General features: G+C 44.0%; 14 protein-coding genes. 12 read left to right on the plus strand and 2 right to left on the minus strand.

Annotation, left to right across the window (positions count from 1 at the left end; genetic code table 11):
• Nucleotides 1–2 precede the first annotated feature (2 nt).
• The gene (locus tag KO518_RS01240) at nucleotides 3–1,466 is read right to left on the minus strand and encodes a sulfatase (RefSeq protein ID WP_252735730.1); all 1,464 of its coding nucleotides are present in this window, start codon (nucleotides 1,464–1,466) and stop codon (nucleotides 3–5) included.
• 241 nt (nucleotides 1,467–1,707) lie between these two features.
• On the opposite strand from KO518_RS01240, the gene KO518_RS01245 reads away from it, so the two are divergent.
• Entirely contained in the window at nucleotides 1,708–4,710 is a 3,003-nt protein-coding gene (locus tag KO518_RS01245) for a BNR-4 repeat-containing protein (protein ID WP_216023984.1), read from the plus strand.
• Between the two features lie 9 nt (nucleotides 4,711–4,719).
• On the plus strand, nucleotides 4,720–5,232 hold the full coding sequence (locus KO518_RS01250) for a hypothetical protein (RefSeq protein WP_216023985.1): 513 nt from the start codon (nucleotides 4,720–4,722) through the stop codon (nucleotides 5,230–5,232).
• A gap of 49 nt (nucleotides 5,233–5,281) precedes the next feature.
• Here the strand turns inward: KO518_RS01250 and KO518_RS01255 are convergent, their stop codons facing one another.
• Complete coding sequence (locus tag KO518_RS01255; protein WP_216023986.1) at nucleotides 5,282–6,985, minus strand: glycoside hydrolase family 55 protein; 1,704 nt, start codon at nucleotides 6,983–6,985, stop codon at nucleotides 5,282–5,284.
• Between the two features lie 349 nt (nucleotides 6,986–7,334).
• On the opposite strand from KO518_RS01255, the gene KO518_RS01260 reads away from it, so the two are divergent.
• From KO518_RS01260 to KO518_RS01305, 10 genes are all read left to right on the plus strand, one after another.
• Entirely contained in the window at nucleotides 7,335–9,044 is a 1,710-nt protein-coding gene (locus KO518_RS01260) for a nucleoside transporter (RefSeq protein ID WP_216023987.1), read from the plus strand.
• Nucleotides 9,045–9,119: 75 nt separating this feature from the next.
• Entirely contained in the window at nucleotides 9,120–10,568 is a 1,449-nt protein-coding gene (locus KO518_RS01265; RefSeq protein WP_216023988.1) for a sulfatase-like hydrolase/transferase, read from the plus strand.
• Nucleotides 10,569–10,798: 230 nt separating this feature from the next.
• Nucleotides 10,799–11,710, plus strand: coding sequence for a sugar kinase (locus KO518_RS01270; RefSeq protein ID WP_216023989.1), 912 nt, complete (start codon nucleotides 10,799–10,801; stop codon nucleotides 11,708–11,710).
• Complete coding sequence (locus tag KO518_RS01275; RefSeq protein WP_216023990.1) at nucleotides 11,707–12,702, plus strand: TRAP transporter substrate-binding protein; 996 nt, start codon at nucleotides 11,707–11,709, stop codon at nucleotides 12,700–12,702. The genes KO518_RS01270 and KO518_RS01275 overlap by 4 nt, the downstream gene beginning before the upstream one ends.
• Complete coding sequence (locus KO518_RS01280; protein ID WP_216023991.1) at nucleotides 12,699–13,202, plus strand: TRAP transporter small permease; 504 nt, start codon at nucleotides 12,699–12,701, stop codon at nucleotides 13,200–13,202. The genes KO518_RS01275 and KO518_RS01280 overlap by 4 nt, the downstream gene beginning before the upstream one ends.
• Nucleotides 13,199–14,494, plus strand: coding sequence for a TRAP transporter large permease (locus KO518_RS01285; RefSeq protein WP_216023992.1), 1,296 nt, complete (start codon nucleotides 13,199–13,201; stop codon nucleotides 14,492–14,494). The genes KO518_RS01280 and KO518_RS01285 overlap by 4 nt, the downstream gene beginning before the upstream one ends.
• An 18-nt stretch (nucleotides 14,495–14,512) precedes the next feature.
• Nucleotides 14,513–15,286: a 2-dehydro-3-deoxy-D-gluconate 5-dehydrogenase KduD gene (kduD, locus tag KO518_RS01290; protein WP_216023993.1), complete on the plus strand. Its 774-nt coding sequence runs from the start codon at nucleotides 14,513–14,515 to the stop codon at nucleotides 15,284–15,286.
• Between the two features lie 46 nt (nucleotides 15,287–15,332).
• A complete protein-coding gene (gene kduI, locus KO518_RS01295; protein WP_216023994.1) occupies nucleotides 15,333–16,163 on the plus strand; it encodes a 5-dehydro-4-deoxy-D-glucuronate isomerase in 831 nt (276 codons plus the stop codon).
• 133 nt (nucleotides 16,164–16,296) lie between these two features.
• Nucleotides 16,297–17,094: a DeoR/GlpR family DNA-binding transcription regulator gene (locus KO518_RS01300; protein WP_216024394.1), complete on the plus strand. Its 798-nt coding sequence runs from the start codon at nucleotides 16,297–16,299 to the stop codon at nucleotides 17,092–17,094.
• A gap of 337 nt (nucleotides 17,095–17,431) precedes the next feature.
• Nucleotides 17,432–18,823 (plus strand): L-fuculose kinase, encoded by a 1,392-nt coding sequence (locus KO518_RS01305; RefSeq protein ID WP_216023995.1) that lies wholly within the window; start codon nucleotides 17,432–17,434, stop codon nucleotides 18,821–18,823.
• Nucleotides 18,824–18,928: the final 105 nt, after the last annotated feature.

An 18,928-nucleotide genomic window follows, 5' to 3' on the forward strand; every position in this document is an offset into this window, starting at 1 on the left:
GGTCATTCAATTTGTTTGGCCTTTTCTGTCAATGCGTTGAAATATTCATTGCTTCGGTATTCTGAAACAGGCGACCATTTGGCGTTTTCTTTGGGTAGATGCGCGCTTAAAGCACTCTTGATATCCGTGTAAAAAGGATTTCCTGCGAGATTATTCCATTCGTTAGGATCTGTTCTGTGATCATAGAGTTCTTCGCTACCATCTTCGTAACGAATGTATCTAAAACGGTCGTCTTTTACGGCATGGTTGTTGAGGCCAAACGTTGTAAGCGCAACATGTTCCCATTGTGCGTTTGGTTCCTTTAGCAATGGACTTATGTCGTTCCCCTCATTTTGAGGGTTTTCTGGTAGACCACACATTCTCACAAGTGTTGGGTATAAATCCACTAAGCTTACAGGCCGGTTACTTATCTGGCGCCCTGAAGACTTTGGCGGCTTAATAATGAGCGTTGTTCTGGTGGACGTTTCCCACAACGACATTTTCGCAAACCGGTTTTTCTCTCCCACGGCATAACCGTGATCGCCCCATAAAACTACGATGGTATTGTCGGCATATTCACTTGATGCCAGTGCATCCAATACTTGCCCTACGTAATGGTCGACAAAAGAAATGCTTGCTAGATATGCTTGAACAATGTTCTTCCACTCTCCCGACTTGATAGCCCAGTCAGTCGTCGGCATCATCTTATAGGTAGAGATGCGCTTAGCTATTTCCGGGACGTCATCTAGGTCATTTGGCAAGTAAGGCGGAAGTTCGATATCTTCAACAGGGTGCATATCGAACCATTTCTGAGGCACAGTCCAAGGTACGTGAGGACGTAGAAAACCACCTGCCAAGAAAAAGGGTCTATTGTGTGTTCGCTGTAATTGTTTAACTAACCACTTGGCCGATTCATAGTCAGGCATCAATTCATCTTTTTCTGGGTAAGCGCCCCAGTCAGTGTTAGTCCCTTTGCTATCCCACTTCATTCGCTTAGGTGCATAAGGGCCAAACCCTTTGGGTCTTCCACCAAACACTTCGAAGCTCCCGTCAGCTACACCATAATGAAAAATTTTACCCACTGCCGCAGTGTAGTATCCATTCTGTTTAAAATATTCGCTTATAAACGTTGACTGAGCCGCTTTCGCATTCGCTACGCGTATATCGTTATCTCTTATATGCCCATATATTCCCGTAGTCGACGGTAGTAGTCCCGTCATTATACTGGCTCTGGATGGGCCACATAGCGGTGCTGGGGCATGTGCGTTTGTGAATGTTGTTGCTTGCTGGGCCAGTCGGTCTATGTTTGGTGTTTTTGTATTCGGATGACCACGCATAGCTCCAACCCAACTGTTTAAATCGTCGATGGCGAGCATCAAGACATTGGGCTTATGGCCTGATTTATTTGGTACGTTTGAGCCAATTGCCCTCGCTGCGGCCAACATACATGTACTGCCTAATAGGAAAGATCTTCTGGTCGTCATCATTCATTTCCTGTTACTGCTATTCCCACTACTGGACGTTATTTTTTGTTGATTATTTAGTCTGGAAAACGATTAAGTAATTACACACTGTTGCGTGAATGTGATCAAATTTGATTGTATGGTAGTGCATTTGTAAATATTTTGTAATACATTAATGCTTGATTTTGAATGTTATTGATTTATTTAAGTGATGACATTTGATTGAACACGAAAGACGAAACCATCAACTTGAGTTATCAAACTTATGAAACGCATTAAAACGTTATTACTATCAACAACTCTCTTGAGTATTTTTACGTTGCGCGCTGAAGTTACGTTAGAGCACCAGGTAAAAATTACTGATCTAGGGCTGCACTTCGACGGTCGGAATTTAGATTTTTCGAACGTTAGTTCGCCTGATACGGGAGAAAAGTATGATTATTTCTTTGGACCTAATATTTCGGCGCACGGTGATGCAGTAAAGACATACAAGCACTATGTCTTTATGACGTGGTATAAGGGAGGGAAAAGCGAGAGAAATGTTATGCTCTCACGATACAATACACTCAATGGAGAATTATCTACCATTGAATTTCCTCATCGCCACACCGGTTTCAGAGGTGACCCTCTCGTAGGCGAGTCTCACAACACAATCGGTTTGGCTGTCAGTCCAATCAATGGCACTATCCATATGGTTTTTGATATGCATGCCTATGATGACAACAACCACGGCGGCAAGTTTAAAAACGATTTTTTCCGATATTCTTACAGTGTTCCCGGCGCAGCGGAGTTACCTAAATCAGAATTTACCCTCGATAAATTTGTAAAAGATACCAGTGAGGTGAGTCAGGGCGAAGATGATTACAAGCACCTGACAATGACGGGTAACCTTGCCGATAAGAATAACTTTGCTCGCCTGACATACCCTAAATTTTTCACTACCGTAGACGGAACCCTTTTACTTTATATGCGTTTAGGGGGCAACAATAATGGTGCTTATGTCTTTAACCGGTATGATGCTTCGAAACAAACCTGGTCCACTTTTACAAAGTTCAACGAGAAGGATCAAAAGTCAAAAGGCCACCCTTACAACTGGGGCCTCTACGGCAATATGAAGTACGTAAACGGGAAGCTGCGCGTAGGTTTTCAGCAACGAAGCAGTGACAACTCTGATAAGTATAAATACCAAAATGGCGTTTACTATGCTTACTCTGACCATCCTGATGGATTTGGGGAATGGAAAAATCACAAGGGTGAACCAGTTACCTGGCCACTGGTAGATTCAGACGAGATAAAAGTGTTTGAACCCGGTGACTATATTACACATACGGAAGCTAACTCTGTTTATATTGTCGGAGGATTTGACTGGACGGTTACACAGAAAGGAGACATTCACATTATTAGTAAGGTTCGCTCCACCGACACGAGACGTCCAGACTATCAAGAAGTCTATATCCATTCATACAAGCCTGCCGGTGCCAGTGATTTCGTCATAAGTACAGATTTTACAGGCGCAGAGCAGATTTATACTGCAGGTGACAATGTGTATATAGTTGGTCTTGAGAATGGACGTCCGTATGTAGAGAAAGCCAAAGGTGGTACAAACGATTTCGTTCGCGTTTACGAGGCAACAGACGGTCCGGTATTTGACCATGGGACACTCTACATAAAAGATGGGAAGGTTTATTACTATCTCATGGAGCGCACCTCAGGGAATGCAATGCCACTTTATCTTCAAATAATAGATCTTGATTTGGAAAGTGAACAAAACGCACCCGTCGTCTCTTTCCCCTCTCCTTCGATGACCGTGGAACAAGGATATGAAAAATTAAGTCTCAATATCAGTGCGCAAAGTCCGGTAGATGGAAGAAGCATTCAGTCTGTATCACTTTATATTGATGACGAATTAGTGCGTACAGACAGCACCGAGCCCTACTTGTTCGGTCATAGTGCAAAGCCTCATGAAACCGGTGCTATGGGATGGCTGGAGAGCCATGCCCCAAATCCATCGCCTCTTCTCGCTGGAAAGCATATTTTCAAAGCGGTGGCGGTAGATAGTGAAGGTGACACCGGCACCGCAATGATGCAATTAACGGTTGCGTCAAATGCGCCTATCGTGTCTTTTCCTGAGGACACATTGGAAGTAGAAGAGGGGTACGAGAAACTGAGCTTGAATATCAGTGCTGAAAGCCCCGTAAATGACAGGAGTATAACTTCGGTTACGTTGTTCATTAATGGTGAACAAGTACGAACAGATACCTCTGTTCCGTACTTGTTTGGGCATGCGTCCAAACCCCATGAAACGGGTGCAATGGGCTGGTTAGACACACATTCCCCTAATCCTTCTCCTTTCACCGCTGGGACATATGAATTTACCGCGGTTGCCGTTGATAGTGAGGGGGAAGAGTCCGTTGCGACAATGCAGCTTGTGGTTAAAGGAGAGCCTCAACCTCCCGTGGTCACGTGGCCAAATGCAACGGTGACAGTTTATGAAGGGTATGAAAAACTCTCAATTACTATACAGGCGGAATCTCCCGTTGAAGGTAGAGAAATTCAGTCTGTGACACTTTATCGCAATGGTGAACTCGTGCGGGTTGATACGCGACCAGTGTGGAACTTTGGACATTCTTTTGCCCCCTACGAGTTTGGTGCCATGGGGTGGCTGGACAGTCATGAGCCTAATCCGAACCCTTTAGGCATTGGAACACATACTTTTACCGCAGTTGCTAAAGACAGCTCTGGTCTTGAAGGGCGCAGTGATATGACGCTCGTCGTTCTGCCTTTGCCAGGTCCATCGGTCTCCATTAACGAAAGTGATATTTCACTGCTGACAGATTACGAAAACCTTTCGCTCTCGGCCAACGCTGCTGCAGCATCTGACGATATTTCTATCGTGAGTTTGGCGCTCTACATTAATGATCAACTGATAAGAGAAATATATGAACCGCCTTTTATTTGGGGTGGTGTTGACTATCAGACGGAATTGCTGGGGCTTGCACAAGGGGAGCATATAGCCAAAGTGGTCGCGACCGACTCCAACAACAATATGAGTGAAGCCACTGCATTTATCAATGTTGATTTGTTTGGTGATTTAAACACGGATTCTATTGTGGATAACAAAGATATCAGGCTTTTTACCGCTGCGATTCGAAATGGCGAAGAACTTGACAGTCGCTATGATTTCAACGGAGATGGCATGGTTGACAATCGCGATACCAGAGGTCTTGTTCGTTTGTGCACATTCACACGTTGTCGTTCTAATCACTAAGGAATAATTATGAAAATTAAATCGTTACTAATGTTCCTCGTTATGTTGGCGCCTTTGACTTCGCACGCTTCGCTGATCACTTTTTCTAGTGGATCGGATGTGTTTCTCCCAGGAGATACGGTAGCTCTGGAAGTAACTGTTGACGGGGCCAACCCGAATATAGATTGGCTGGAAGTCGTATGGGGATATGATCCGACGCGTTTTTCCTTCCAATCATTGGCAATAACGCAAGATGTGTTATTTAGTACCTATTATTACGATGCATTTAACATTGACGACGAACTTATATTGCACCTCGGCCTGCTTCCCGGTTGGGCGGACGTTTTGGGAAACACCTTTACATTGGGTACTTTCAGCTTTACCGCGCTTGAAGCATCGGCCGCTCCTGCTTTAGCGCTAACTGAAGAACTGGCATTAGACATCACTGGCAAAGACATAGCCGTTACTGCCGTTACCGCGCCTGCCACTTTGATTCTGCTGTGTTTACCTTTGGTGCTACTACTGTTCAAACGCAAGCTGTAGCTACACAAGGCCCGTCCGATATCCGTAACGCGAACGGGCCTTAAATCAGTTAATTACCAAGCCTTTGTCGCTTTTGATATTCGTAGAGCGACGGTATATCGATCTTTTTATTCAGGGCCCGGAGATAGGGTGATGGGGTATAGACAACTTCAAAATTTCGGTTTCCATATATACCAATCACCCGTGCGTCAGGGCCTTCCGTTCTGCCCATAATTCTTACTGTTTCCTTATCAGTTGCACCGCTCTGCACCATAATTTTGGAATTCCAGGTAGTGTTAAACCGCCCGTGACCTGGCTGCCAATAGCCGGCCCCTCCTCCAAACCAAAGGTCGTAATAGGGCCCTGTGTTGTCTCTATTGGCTTGAATGTGAAAGGTCATATTGTCATATAAGTTTTGATGGTTGGCCCCTGCGTGTTGATCAAGTGTTGGTTGGTTAAAACCTTCACCTCTGAGAAAGACATTCTTGGTTGCTTTAGTATTCATACTGAAAGTATGAACGGTGGGGTTGAAAATTTTTGCATCTTCAACCAAAAAGTTGTGAACGCTCCCTAGATGAACCCCATAGTGACCATGTCGTGTACCACGGCTGTGAATGTTTGAAATAGTGACGTTCGCGCTATTCTCTGACAGAATTGCGCTATCCGCGTTGTTAAAACTTACGTTGTGGATCCATCCGTTGAAAACACTGGTGACATAGATGCCATTGAAGCCCTGTTCAATGTGGTGACCATAGGCTTCACCTTCTGGAAATACAATAGATAGGTCTTTTATACCTACTTCTGCTAAGAACCCCCACGACGAAAAGTGAGCAGGGAGTTCTTCGCTAATATCGTGAAGCAGGGGCTCTCTAATTTCGATGATATTTCCACGAATCGCCTTGATCTGTGTAGGCTGCGTGACTAAAGGTCGATCGGGAAAATTCCAATGATGAGCACCGATCTCTAAATCAGTTTGTCCATATATTGCGTGCAGTAATTTACCTTTGGGTCCCTCTGTGTTGTGCCAGTCGATACGCAAAATATCGTTTTCTTTAATATTTTTTGCATTGTCTACTTTAATAAACGTTTCGCCTCTTTTCCCTTCTAATATTGTTGCAACTACCGGCGGACGGGTGTCTTCTTCTTCAAGATAAGGCACGGCTCGGGACCCTTTCTTTTGTATCCAAATAACCCCACCAGACCACGAATATTCTGAAAAAAAAGAGTCGATATATATTTCCGGATCTCTTTGCTTTTTATTGTGCAACGCTAAATATTGCCGCAGTTCATCCAAGTGTGAGGTGTTGTCAATTGTTGATAATGGCATGGGAAAATAGAGCTGTGTACCCCTGTCTCCCATACCTGCGCCAGCGATAGTGATGTTACTGCGCTCAATCTTTAAAATGTCTTTCAAGATGTACCGGCCAGGCTCGAACAAAAGTGTTACGTGTTCAGCAACAGAGTGGGCGTGTTTTAGTGCTTTCAGTACTGGGGCTGTGTCATTTTTGCCGTCATTCGGAATAGCACCAAAGTCAGAAACATTTACAATTTTGGTGCTTGCGTCAACGCCAGGCTTTTGTTCGCCAAAGTGATAACCCGCGTACGAATAGTCTGGAAAGTAAACGCTTTCACCTGACTCCCCCAATACTATCTTATCCTTTGTCTGCGCTGATACAGGGAAAGTGTTTGATGTCGAGAGTATTACGAGTAATAGCCCGATTGATTTCTTGTTGAACAGACTAAGCGATAGTCTTTTCCGACTGATATAAAGCATGGTTAAATCCTATTTTAATATGCATTTACTTATGCATTACAGTATATTCACAATTAGTCAAAAACAACAAAAAATGGTCAGGTTGTTTTTTAGCTGGTTCATCGCCGGGAACTTCTTCAAACCATTACTCGTTAGGACCCGCCAGTTTAAACCTCGATTATGTGAAAGCAGGATTTCTGTGCTATTCCATAGCAAGCCCCCCCTCGCTTCGTAATCAACGATACACTCTGGTAACAATTTTATTGATTGAATCTAACATATAAGTCATAATCGCTCAAAAGTAATCATGTTAGCTTCCTTTTAAAGCGGCTTTGATTAATGAGCCTAGAATGAAAATAATGGAGGAAATGTGTCGAGTTCAGATGAGTTTGAAACACAGCCAGTAAGTCCGAATAAATTGCAACCGGCCAGAGCGTTCGCTGGGAGTTATGCAGGAGAGCACGTCGCCGGGACTGAATTTGTCATTGGTGCTTTGTTTGTGTCGTGGGGAGTCGGAGCCGGTGATATACTGGTAGGGCTGCTCTTGGGGAACCTATTCGCCGTTTTAACATGGGGGTTGTTAACCGCACCTATCGCCACTGATACTCGATTAACCCTGTATGCGTATTTAGAGAAAATAGCAGGCAAAGGGACCATAAAGTTATACAGCATTGTAAATGGAATTTTATTCAGCGTTTTAGCCGGAGCAATGATTACGGTGTCTGCTTCAGCGGTTAGAATTTTAATGGATATTCCGCCTCAAGTAGACTGGTTTCCTTCAGATTTCAGATTTGTACTGGTTGCATTATTTGTGGGTGCTGTTGTGGTTTTTATGGCCGTTAAAGGGTTTAAAAAACTCGCTGCTTTTGCAGAAGTTTGCGCCCCGTGGATGATTCTGATGTTCATTGTCGGTGCGCTTTTCCTCTTACCTGCTCTGGTTACTTCTACCCCTGGTATTTCCTCTATCTCATCTTTTTCTGATTTTTACACAATCGCGAATGAATCCATATGGGTGAAAACGAGTGAAGACGTAGGCTTCTGGCATGTGGCGGCTTTTGCGTGGGTTGCAAACTTAGCGATGCATGGCGGAATGGGTGACATGACTTTACTGCGCTTTGCCCGATATTCGAACTACGGGTTCTTTTCAGCGCTGGGCATGTTTATTGGGCATTATATGGCGTGGATTTGTGCGGGAATTATGGGGGCAGGCGCTGCTATCCTTCTCAATACGTCAATTACCAGCTTAGATCCGGGGGCCGTTGCTTATCAAGCTTTGGGTACGTGCGGAATAATCGCAGTCATTATTGCCGGATGGACAACGTCTAACCCCACCATTTATCGCGCTGGGCTTGCATTTAGCTCTCTTAATCCGAAATGGAGCAGAGAAAAATCAACAATTGTTGTTGGCGTTGTGACCACAATTATCGCGTGTTTCCCCTTTGTTTTTTCTCAACTGTTAGGTTTCGTAGGCATAATGGGTCTCATGATGGCCCCGGTAGGAGCCATTATTGTGGCTGAACACTGGCTATTTCCCAAAATGGGATTGACGAGATACTGGTCTTTTTACAAGGGGAATAACACCAATTTTGCAGCAATAGTTACGTGGCTCTCCGCTTTGTTGCTGAGTTATATTCTGGAGCAAACAGGGATACTTCATCTGTTCTTCCTGCTAATTCCGATTTGGATATACTCTACCGTCGCATACTGTTCACTGGCTGTAATACTGGGCGCTAAAGAAGAATATGAAGAGTCGTTCAGTGCTGAAAAAGCGGAAACAAAACGCAAAGTAGAGGAGAAGCGATATCTTGATAGCTTAACTTCTCGGGGAAAAAACGTCTCTAAAGTCAAATCATCCCCACTTGTACTGGTTTCGTCATTTTTGGCTGTAGGCGCTTTAGTTGCTTGTTTCAGCATTGGCGTTCTAGCCTATTTCGATGGTGGGAGCAGCAATTGGCACATGCCATTGTTAGTATCAACCATTATCTACTTTGTCACAGCCTCATACGTCTATTTTTCAAAGTCAAAAGCTTCGGAGGCGATGAGTGATGAAATCGCGAGTTCTCCTGTATCCGAAAGTTAACTTCAAGCTTGAAACTCTCCCCTAACTCTGTGAGTTAGGGGCGATTATTTACTAGTAAAGAAAGGGACGATAGTAATGAAACGTCAGTTTTCCTTAAGCTTTTCTCTAACAATTCTGCTTCTAATATTTTGTTTTGAAGCTGCTGCGCACGACAAAAAGAACGGAATATCTGCCGGCAGTCGCCCAAATATTCTATTCATTCTGGCTGATGATCATCGCTGGGATTTGCTGGGCCGCGAGTCTTCGTTAATCCAAACGCCGAATCTCGACGCTCTCGCTGATGAAGGCGTGGTATTCAAAAATGCATTTGTGACCACCCCCATTTGTGCGTCAAGTCGAATTAGTATTCTTACCGGACTCACGGAAAGAACCCATGACTATACCTTCGGGCGTCCCGCAACGGGTGAGCAGGAATCTGCAAATATGTATCCAGCATTGCTTAAGAACGCAGGGTACAAAACGGGGTTTGTCGGCAAGTACGAGATAAAAATGTCAGGCGACGACAGTGAACGTTTTGACTACTTTAAACCGCTACTTCAATCAAAAACTAACGAGTGGAAAGGGGAGCAGATACCACAAACCTACTATATTGAAAATATAGCAGCAGCGTTTATCAAAGAGGCTGCAAACAGCCAGCAACCTTGGGCTCTGGCTGTTAACTTCTGGAACCCTCATGCCCATGATTCTGACACAGTGGATCAGTTCCATTACCCTCCAGAATTTGAACAATGGTATTCAGAAACAGAAATTCCTCCCGCGAATGTGTCTGATGATGAAACCTTTGAGGCCTTGCCTGATTTTCTCAAATCATCTATGGGTAGAAAACGTTGGCAGTATCGCTTTGCTTCGCCTGAGATGTATCAACGAATGGTCAAACGTCACTATCGTGCAATTAGCAGTGTAGATAAAGCTGTTGGATCGTTAAAGCAGCTTCTCGGGTCACTGGGATTGGATGACAATACCATAATCATATACACCGGCGACAACGGCTATGCGTTGAATGAGAGGCAGTTAGCAGGAAAATGGTTTGGCTGGGAAGAAGACCTCAGGGTTCCCCTCATAATAAAAGATCCCCGGAACCGGAATCAAAAAGAAGTCACTGAAATGGCGCTTAATATTGACATCGCGCCTACTATTTTGGATTTTGCAGGTGTAGATATACCAGAGACTTACCAAGGCCAGAGTTTGCTGCCATTGCTAGGAGCCTCGTATCCCGAAGGTTGGCGTACGGAATTCTTTTTTGAGCACATGTATCAGCCTAAACGAGCCCCAATACCTCCCATGTTTGGCGTTAGGACGAAACAGTGGAAGTTTGTCAACTTTTATAAAAATGATTACCTCCAGCTTTATGATCTGGAGAAAGATCCTTTGGAGAAAAACAACCTTGCCTATAATGAGAAGTATCGCTACCTGACAAAAGCACTGAACGAACGGGCATATGAGTATATTAGCCAGTATGAAGATGCGCGAAGCGCAGAGGTCAAAGCAAGAGCAAACTTCGTAAACAGTTACACCCCCCATTAATCACGTCTTAACGAGTTACTCACGGCATTGAGTCCTCACTCACTGTCGTGAGTCGTGTCGCCTGCGATTCTCCTCCGGATATACATTCTCTTTTGCATGATTGGTTATGATTGTTGATGATTTCAAATTGTTCATATACAATCATTTTACAATTGTTAAATGATTTCTTATGAGTGGGATAGAGTGGAAGCGGTAACTGAGAGGAAGCTAAAAAGCAAAGGAGCAGAAGGGTGAGACTAGCTATCATTGGCGAGTGTATGGTCGAATTGTCTAACAGTGAAAACGACCTTTACCACCTTGGTTTCGGCGGAGATACACTGAATACGGCGGTTTACTACTCCCGTTGTGGCGGTGATGCTGAGTATGTAACGGCTCTGAGCGATGACATCCTTAGCAAAAAAATGCTGCAGCAGTGGCAAGCCGAAGGTGTTGGTACCCAACACGTTAAAATAATGCCAAACACTGTACCCGGTCTTTACCTCATTGAAAATGACGATGGCGGAGAACGGCATTTTCACTACTGGCGAACCCATTCCCCGGCTAGATATCTATTAGATAATTTCCCTCGTGTTTTAGATGAATTAAATGAGTACGATGCCATATTTTTGAGTGGCATAACGCTTTCTTTGTATTCATCTGACACAAGAAAAATGCTCTGTGACTTTCTCCAATATTTCAGAGGGCGCGGAGGGCTAGTTATCTTTGACAACAACTATCGACCAAGAAACTGGTCTTCCGTTAGCGAAGCTTCTGCCGCGTTTAATGAAATTATGCACATAGCAGATCTAGCGTTGTTAAGCATGGAAGACGAAATCGCGCTGCACGGTGAACACTCAATGCCCAACTGTTTAGCGCGTTGGTTAAAGAGCGGAGCGACGGAAGTTGTAATAAAAAATGGCGCAGAAGGCGTTCTGGCGGGAAATACAACGGATTCGTTCAAGGTCGCCGTGCCTACGGTGGTCAAACCAGTTGATACCACCGCCGCTGGCGATTCATTCAACGGCGCATTTTTAGCTTCAAAAGCGAGAGGGCAGAGTTTGGCGATGTGTGTTCGAGCTGGGCAGTATTGTGCCGCTCAAGTGATTATGCACAAAGGTGCAATTGTTCCTCGCGACGTCAATTTAATAGAGGGGGCAGCATGAGGTTCCAGCAATTTTTACGCTTTGTGGTGTTGTGTCCGCTTGCTGTATTGGCCGGGTGCGGTTCGGGGGCGAGTGACGATGTCTTCCTGATTCGTCTAGGCCACCAGCTCGATATCAATCACCCGGTACACAAAGGCTTGGTATTCCTGAAAGATGAGCTCGAGAGAATTTCCGGTGGAACAATGTCAATCGTCATCTATCCATCGTCACAGGTAGGCGACGAACGTGAAGTACTCGAACTCATACAAATTGGCAGTATGGGAATGACAAAAGTTTCGGCCAGTGCGCTTGAGACATTTGTACCAGAAATGAAGGTTTTCAGTCTTCCCTATCTTTTTAACGATCATGATCATTATTGGAAAACTCTTAGTGGTGATGTGGGCGAGGCATTACTCGCCGCTGGCGAGAAATATCGTTTTATAGGCCTGGGTTATTTTGATGCGGGTTCCCGTAGCTTTTATACCACTAAACAACAAGTGCGCTCTCCAGAAGACTTACAAGGGCAGAAAATTCGAGTAATGAACAGCCAGACAGCCGTTTCAATGGTTAATACCATGGGCGGTTCTGCGACACCTGTCAGTTGGGGGGAGCTTTATACATCGTTACAACAAGGTGTGGTAGACGGTGCTGAGAATAACTTGCCAAGCTTTTACTACTCTAAACACTACGAAGTCAGTCGATATCTGATTTTAGACGAGCACACTTCTATTCCTGACGTAATAGTGGTCGGTACTCATGTGTGGGACCAGCTCGATCTCCAGCAAAGACGGTGGTTAGAAGAAGCGATGAAATCCGCCACTGCATTTCAGAGGGAAATGTGGGCTAAATCTACTGAAGAATCTCTTGAAATAGTAAAAGAAGCCGGGGTTGAAGTGATAGCGGCTGATAAATCTGCTTTTCAAGAGAGTGTACAGCCTGTTTATGATGCACTAGAAGGGTCTGAACTTGCAGAACTGGTTAGCAAAATTAAAGTGTTAGGAGAAGAACAGTGACTGCTTTTAAAACGTCAATCTCCAGATTGAATACGTTTTTACGGATCTTGCTGTCAACAATGCTAGCACTGCTGGTGTTGAACGTTACCTGGCAAGTGATAACGCGCTTTATACTGCCTCATCCCAGCTCGTTTACAGAAGAGCTCGCCAGGTTTTTATTAATTTGGATAAGCCTTTTGGGCAGTGCTTACGCCTTCCACACCCACAGCCATCTGGGTTTTGACTACCTTACTAAAAAACTTAACAACAGACGTTCTGCAGTGGTTGCTCGGATTGGGTATGTTCTCGTAATGCTATTTGCTTTAGGGGTACTCGTCATAGGTGGTGTGAACCTTACCTATATAACGTTTTTGTTAGAACAAGCGTCACCGGTATTAGGTATTCCCATGGGATTTGTATATGGCGTGGTTCCCATAAGTGGAGGCCTGTTTATTTTATACAGTGTATTAGGACTTCTGGAAATAAATGAAGCCAATAAACTGAGGGAGCATGCTCTATGACATCACTTGTGCTTTTTGGTCTTTTCCTTGTTTTATTGCTTATTAATGTTCCCATTGCTGTAAGTATTATCGTGGCAACGCTAGCTACAATGCTACTTACCATTGACACTCTGCCGGCGTTAACCACGCTTGCGCAAAGGCTTGCAGTGGGGGTTGATAGCTTCGCGCTTTTGGCTATTCCCTTTTTTGTTCTTTCCGGATACTTGATGGGACAGGGAGGCATTGCCTTCCGGCTTATAGAGTTTGCCAAAGTGTTGGTGGGCAAACTGCCTGGTGGATTAGCATTTGTAAATATTATTTCTTGCGCACTTTTTGGGTCTATATCAGGTTCTGCGGTGGCGGCAACATCTGCAGTGGGTGGTTTTATGATACCCGCAATGGAAAAAGAGGGGTATAACAAGCCATTTAGTACCGCTGTAACTGTCACTGCGGCAACGACGGGAATGTTAATTCCCCCTAGTAATATTCTGATTATTTACTCTTTAGCTAGTGGTGGGGTGTCTATTGCGGCACTATTCATTGCGGGGTATTTACCCGGTCTTCTGGTGACAGTGGCGCTAATGCTAGGTGCAAGTTATTACATAAAACGTTCAGGCATCGCTACAGACAGCAACATCCAGATAGGCAGGTTTTGGTCAAGCTTTTTAGGTGCGGTTCCCTGTTTATTTCTCATCGTACTGATTATTGGTGGTATTATAGGCGGTCTATTTACTCCTACTGAGGCAGGGGCAATTGCCGTTTTATACTCTCTTACACTGGCGCTGGGTTTCTATCGCGAACTAACGTTAAAAGATCTCTATCCAATCTTGCTTAAAACTGTAAACACAACTGCAATTGTTATGTTCTTGATTGGCGCTTCGGCTGCGATGTCTTGGCTAATGTCGTATGAAGAAATTCCTCAGGCGATCAGTACCACGCTACTTTCTGTTTCAGAAAATGCGATCATTATACTATTAATAATGAATCTCATTTTACTTGTTGTGGGCACCTTTATGGATGTGACTCCTGCAGTCCTCATCTTCACGCCTATTTTTTTGCCCATTGCAGAAATGCTAAATATTTCGCCGCTTCACTTTGGAATTATGATGATTTTAAACCTTTCAATTGGCCTGTGCACTCCGCCCGTAGGGAGTGTGCTGTTTGTCGGTTGCAGTATAGGAAAGGTGTCTATTAGTAATATCATGAAACCTATTATTCCTCTTTATGTAGCGATGTTAATTGCGTTGGCATTAACAATTATCTTCCCACAAATAAGTGAATTTTTACCTGCGCTTTTGGGACTTATTAACTAAAAATACTAGGAGCATCACGTGTCTGATTATTTAACTAGGCAATTTGGATTACACGGTAAAGTAGCAGTTGTCACCGGTGCTAGCAGAGGTTTAGGTCAAGGAATTGCCATGGCTCTAGGTGAGGCAGGCGCAACAGTCGTTGCGATTGGTTCCTCTGCAAAAAGCGTTGAGTCGACGCTTGCGCAATTAAAGGAAAAAGGTATCGAATGCGCCGGTTATGGCTGTGATCAGTCTGATACAGCGCAAATTATTAATACCGTCGAAGCAATTGTTGAAAAACATGAACGCATTGACATTTTAGTGAACAACGCAGGTACGATAAAACGTTCACCTGCACATGAATTCTCCGATGAAGATTGGGGCGATGTTATCAATGTAAACCTGAATGGCGTATTTACGTTTTGTCGGGAAGCGGGCAAACAAATGTTAAAGCAAGGTAGCGGTAAAATTATAAATATCGCTTCGTTGCTAAGCTTTTCGGGCGGTATTACTGTTCCTGCGTACGCTGCAAGTAAAGGTGGTGTTGCGCAGCTTACCAAGGCACTTGCCAATGAATGGGCAAGCAAGAATATTCAGGTCAATGCCATCGCACCGGGCTATTTCGAAACAGACAATACTTTCAATATTCGTCAGGACAAACAAAGATTTGAGAGTATAAGCAGTCGTATTCCCGCCGAGAAGTGGGGGCAACCAGGTGATTTGGCAGGTGCAGCTGTTTTCCTGTCATCCAGCGCATCTTCGTATGTCAACGGCCACGTTCTTCTTGTAGATGGCGGTTGGATGGCGCGGTAAAACGCGCCTGTATTTTACTCATAACGAGACTTTTATCAGGTAACCCATGAACTTTCTATTTTCAACGAATAAACGCAGCTATCCGAGTATGACCAACGAGGAATTAAGAGAGGCTTTTTTGACTGAGCCCCTTTTTACGTCGGGTCGTCTTTCACTTACCTATACTGATGTCGACCGCGCCGTTATCGGAGGGGCAATGCCTACTACATCGGCATTAGTGTTGCCAACTCACAAGGAATTAGCGGCAGATTTCTTCTGTGAGCGAAGAGAGCTGGGCATCATTAATATTGGAGGTAAAGGCGCAATTGATGTTGATGGTGAAACCTTTACAATGGCACAGAAAGATAGCTTGTATGTAGCGAGAGGGAGTAAGAAAGTTGTGCTGTCCTCAGAAGATGCCGCTGATCCCGCAAAGTATTATATGGTCTCTTATCCTGCACATCGTGTGACTAAAACAGTACACGTTCCTAAATCTGACGCTAAAAAAATTGATTTGGGGGCTCAAGATACGTCTAACGAAAGGACAATTTTTCAATCAATTAGACCAGGTATTGTCGATAGTTGTCAGCTGGTAATGGGGATCACCGAATTAAAGACAGGCAGTGTTTGGAATACTAAACCACCTCACACGCATTTTCGTAGAACAGAAATCTATATGTATTTCGATATGGATCCGTGCGAGCGCGTGTTTCACATGCTAGGTGAGCCGAAAGAAGTGAAAACACTTCCATTGGCCCCTGAAGTCGCGATAGCTTCCCCGAGTTGGTCCATTCACAGTGGCGTAGGTACCACAAACTACAGCTTTATTTGGGCCATGGGGGGCGAAAATCAAGAATTTGATGATATGGACCATATCGAAATATCATCGCTGAGTTGAACAACGTAAACAGTAACTAAACCATCAAGCATGTATTTTTATCAAAATCAATCACGCTTTGATTTTTTTGATTGATTTTGGCGGCTTTGGTGATTATATTAACACCTATAGTACCAAACAGGACAGAAATGTAATGCTTGAAAAGCAGAGACAACAGTTAATTTTAGAGATATTAGAAGAGTCGACATTTGCAAGTGTCCCTGAGTTGTGTAGTCAACTCGGGGCATCCGAGGCAACGATCCGTCGGGACTTAAAAAAACTATCAACCCAGAAAAAAATTAAGAAAATACGAGGTGGCGCCCAGGTTATTGATAGCGGGTCTACATCTAATTTTTACCTTTCGGGGAATGCCTTTCTTATTGACAAAGAAAAGAATGCAGACATAAAACGTGCCATAGCAAAAGCGGCTTGTGGGCTGTGTAATGACGGGGAATCCATTATTATCAATGGTGGGAGTTCTACGTACATGATGGCGGAGTTTTTAAGGGACAAAAGACTCAATGTGTTAACTAACTCATTCGTACTCGCTCAGGACCTTGTGGAGAATAGCCAAAACCAGGTAACGCTGCCTGGAGGCGAGGTGTATCGAAAACAAAGTATTATTCTGAGTTCGTTTGAAAACGATACAACACAAAACTATCGCGGAACAATGATGTTCATGGGGACGCCAGGCATTAGTAAATACGGGGTGATGGAGTCGGATCCACTATTGATTTTGGCTGAGAAAAAGCTTCGAAAACAAGCAGATAAATTAGTTGTGTTAGCAGACAGTACAAAAATAGGTATACAAAGTAATTTAGTTTTCTGTGATCTGAATGCTGTGGATATCGTTATTACCGACAACCGAGCTGATAAAGCACAACTGGATGAAATTAAAAGCTATGGAATAGAGGTAATTGTTGTCGATGTAGAGACGTTGGCTGCAGCATAGTATTCGTTTAACTCAATGGGGCTTCACATATATAGAAGCCTTTGTCTATTCTCCCTGTTTCGTTATTTGCTTCGCCAAATACAGTGTTTTAACCATCTCCCTCTTTTTAACCCCTTAGGCGCTTGTGGCAGCGCAACAATAATCTCATTTATTTTCAATCAAAAACTTTCATTAATGGTCACTATTTGTTATACATTGTGTTAACAAGATAATACACCTTTTTAGATCTCGTTGTGCGTAAGCAAACTAAAACAAAATCGTATTCTTTGTTTCGCGGTTTGACTTCATTCTTGCTAAAGAGGTTGCCATCACTATAGAAATAGGAGTTAGTGGCAGAGTGAAAGCGGTTTTAGATATTGGTAAAACTCACATAAAACTTTTGTTTGTTAAAAACAATGAGCAGGTTGCTAGCTTTAGCTGTAAAAATGCTCCTATAGCCGGCCAGTATCCGCAGGCCGATGTTGGTAGTATTTGGGATTGGATTACAGAAACACTGAACTCGTGCACCCATTCAAAAGGTGTCGAAGGTTTTGTGGTAACCACTCATGGCGCTACTGCGGCGTTAATTGACACCACAGTGTCAGACAGGTCAAAGGCACTAACACTTCCTATTCTCGATTACGAGTATCAAGGAATTGATGAGATTAGTGAAGAGTACAAGCGCCAACGTCCCGATTTTAAAGAAACGCTCTCGCCAAATCTTCCGGCGGGCCTTAATTTAGGTAAACAACTGTTTTGGTTGGAAAAGCAGTATTCCAAACCGTTTTCACAAGCCGATACTATTTTGCTATACCCTCAGTACTGGGCGTGGCGTATGGGGGCTGACGTTAGTGCAGAAGTGACTTCCTTGGGCTGCCACACAGATCTGTGGAAACCGTTGGCGCGCGAATACTCGACAATGGCAGATCGCAAGCAATGGTCGAATCGATTCCCGCCATTGAAGCATGCATGGGATTGCATTGGCCATGTGAGTGAAGAGGTTTCTCGTAAAACGTCTTTGCCGACATCCTGCAAGATTTACTGTGGTATTCACGATAGCAATGCAAGCTTTCTCAGGTATCTTGGTACATCATCCCAAGACAACAATCCATTTACGGTAATCTCCACGGGTACGTGGACAATTTTAATGCAATCAGGCGGAGCAGTAAATTCGCTTCACAAGAAAAACGATACTTTGGCGAATGTGGATATTAATGGAAACCCAGTATCGTGTGCTCGGTTCATGGGAGGACGGGAATACGAACGAATTTGTACCACATTGGGAGGGAACATCCAGATGAATGCGACAAAATCCGAGATACAAGATGCAATACACAAGCGCTGGTTGGTAACTCCTGACTTTAGCGAGGGCAATGGTCCGTTCCCTGGTGTGAATCCTCGCCTGCAATGCCCCGAGAAACCGCCTTCACCTCAGGCTATTGCCACCCTTTATTGCGCTCTTATGATTAACCAAAGGCTGGAAGATCTTCAGGCTGAAGGACCTATTTATATTGAAGGTGCATTTCTAAAAAACCCTCTGCTTTGTCGCTTAGTCTCGCAATTGCGTTCCAACCAACCTGTTTACGCATCTACAGACAACACAGGAACGGTTTTAGGGGCTGCTGCACTTATAGACTACAACGCTGAAAAGGTAGAGCCGCTGGACGTAGAGACCGTGCCACCTGGTGGTTTTGAAGGGTTGAGTTCCTACGTACAGGAATGGAATGAATTAATCAAAATCACTCACTGATACGCTTTTAGAAGCGTAATACACGCCTTTATGTCTACTAATAGTCAAAATACAATCATTTGTGATTGAAAATGATTGACAAGGATTGGAACTGGCGTGTATTGT

It is taken from the genome of Aestuariibacter sp. A3R04 (assembly GCF_018860805.1).
Taxonomy (GTDB): Bacteria; Pseudomonadota; Gammaproteobacteria; order Enterobacterales; family Alteromonadaceae; genus Alteromonas.

Excerpts from the sequence above, each read along its gene's own strand:
- KO518_RS01240 (WP_252735730.1), bottom strand. The coding sequence starts at position 1,466 with ATGATGACGACCAGAAGATCTTTCCTATTAGGCAGTACATGTATGTTG.
- KO518_RS01245 (WP_216023984.1), top strand. The coding sequence starts at position 1,708 with ATGAAACGCATTAAAACGTTATTACTATCAACAACTCTCTTGAGTATT.
- KO518_RS01250 (WP_216023985.1), top strand. The coding sequence starts at position 4,720 with ATGAAAATTAAATCGTTACTAATGTTCCTCGTTATGTTGGCGCCTTTG.
- KO518_RS01255 (WP_216023986.1), bottom strand. The coding sequence starts at position 6,985 with ATGCTTTATATCAGTCGGAAAAGACTATCGCTTAGTCTGTTCAACAAG.
- KO518_RS01265 (WP_216023988.1), top strand. The coding sequence starts at position 9,120 with ATGAAACGTCAGTTTTCCTTAAGCTTTTCTCTAACAATTCTGCTTCTA.
- KO518_RS01275 (WP_216023990.1), top strand. The coding sequence starts at position 11,707 with ATGAGGTTCCAGCAATTTTTACGCTTTGTGGTGTTGTGTCCGCTTGCT.
- KO518_RS01285 (WP_216023992.1), top strand. The coding sequence starts at position 13,199 with ATGACATCACTTGTGCTTTTTGGTCTTTTCCTTGTTTTATTGCTTATT.
- kduI (WP_216023994.1), top strand. The coding sequence starts at position 15,333 with ATGAACTTTCTATTTTCAACGAATAAACGCAGCTATCCGAGTATGACC.
- KO518_RS01300 (WP_216024394.1), top strand. The coding sequence starts at position 16,297 with ATGCTTGAAAAGCAGAGACAACAGTTAATTTTAGAGATATTAGAAGAG.